General features: G+C 35.5%; 2 protein-coding genes. One reads left to right on the top strand and one right to left on the bottom strand.

Annotation, left to right across the window (positions count from 1 at the left end):
• Window positions 1–346, top strand: a 346-nt coding sequence (locus HMPREF0518_RS05160) for an AAC(3) family N-acetyltransferase (protein ID WP_003626812.1), incomplete at its 5' end; no start/stop codon positions are given.
• Window positions 347–410: 64 nt separating this feature from the next.
• On the opposite strand, the gene HMPREF0518_RS05155 is transcribed toward HMPREF0518_RS05160, so the two are convergent.
• Window positions 411–1,229: a Cof-type HAD-IIB family hydrolase gene (locus HMPREF0518_RS05155; protein ID WP_003626811.1), complete on the bottom strand. Its 819-nt coding sequence runs from the start codon at window positions 1,227–1,229 to the stop codon at window positions 411–413.
• Window positions 1,230–1,314 lie beyond the last annotated feature (85 nt).

The following is a 1,314-nucleotide window of genomic DNA, read 5'->3' as shown; positions in this document are numbered from 1 at the left end:
TACTCTTGATGGGAAGATTGTTATGCTAGGGACAGATTATGAAAGTTGTACATCACTTCATTTAGCTGATTCTACAATTGGTCGACCAAGTTTAACAGAAAAGGCGCCAATTAAAGATAAGAATGGTGAAGTGAAATGGATTACTTTTAAAGATGTTGATGATTTGGATAAATATGATGACTTTAATGATTTTGGTACTTATTTTGAAGAAAAACATTCCGATTTAATAGTTAAAGTACCGATCTTAAAGGGATATATTCGAATTATTCCAGTAAAGCCTCTAGTTGATGAAGCTAGAAGATATTATACCAAAAAGGATAAGGAAACGGCTGATAAGGTTGATTGATAATATGGGACCAGAAGATTGGGTAAAAGAAAAAGCTGAATTGTTTCCAGCTTTATTTTTCGTTTTACTTATTCAAATAGCTATCTAAGATTTGCAAAACACCATCATCATTATTGCTTGGTGCCTCATATTTGGCTACTTTCTTTAATTCTGGTTCACCATTGGCCATTGCATAACTGTAGCCAGCTAACTCTAGCATTTCTTTATCATTCATTCCATCGCCGAAGGCAATCAGTTTACTTGGCTTAGCATCGAAGTAGCGTAAGAAGTATTCGATAGCGCTGCCTTTGTTGACGCTATATGGCACGATATCTAATAGACCGAATCCACTTGAAGTACAGTGAATCTTCTCGGCGTGGTGCTTGTTGAATTCTTGCTCAAGTTCTTTAGAGAAATCCTTACGATAACTTAAAGTGATTTTAGTGATCCGATTATGAGGACTAATAGCAGCTATTAAGTCACTAACTTCTACACGATCAGGGTAGTAGAAGTTCATGGTTTGCTTAAAGTTAGGGGATGCATCCACTGTAGTGTATGAATCTTCTACACCGGTAACAATCATAGAACTTTCTGGATAATGTTCTTGGATGAAACGAATTAAATCAAGCGTTGTCCTATGAGTAAGAAGATGAGTGCTGATAATCTGTTCATCTTGAATTAAAAGCGAACCATTATCAGCAATCATATCAATTCTATCTAAAAAGCCGGTAAAGTCACGTCTTAGTCGTGGATAAGGACGACCACTTGAAACAATAAAATGTCCACCATCGGCACGTAATTTAGTTAACACACGATCAAATCTTTTATGATCGAAAGTTTGATCATCACGCATGAATGTACCATCGATGTCAACGGCGACTACTTTGAAAGGTAATTTACTCATTAATTTTGCCCTCTCTAAATTCTATACTACTTCAAGTATAGCAGATGGTTATCAATTATTTGAAAGATAAAGTTTGATACTAAGA

The sequence above is a fragment of the Lactobacillus helveticus DSM 20075 = CGMCC 1.1877 genome (assembly GCF_000160855.1).
Classification (GTDB): domain Bacteria; phylum Bacillota; class Bacilli; order Lactobacillales; family Lactobacillaceae; genus Lactobacillus; species Lactobacillus helveticus.
The sequence above is the reverse complement of the archived record's forward strand: the minus strand, read 5'-3'. Positions and strand labels throughout refer to the sequence as shown.

Coding starts and splice junctions, on each gene's coding strand:
- HMPREF0518_RS05155 (WP_003626811.1), bottom strand. CDS start 1,229: ATGAGTAAATTACCTTTCAAAGTAGTCGCCGTTGACATCGATGGTACA.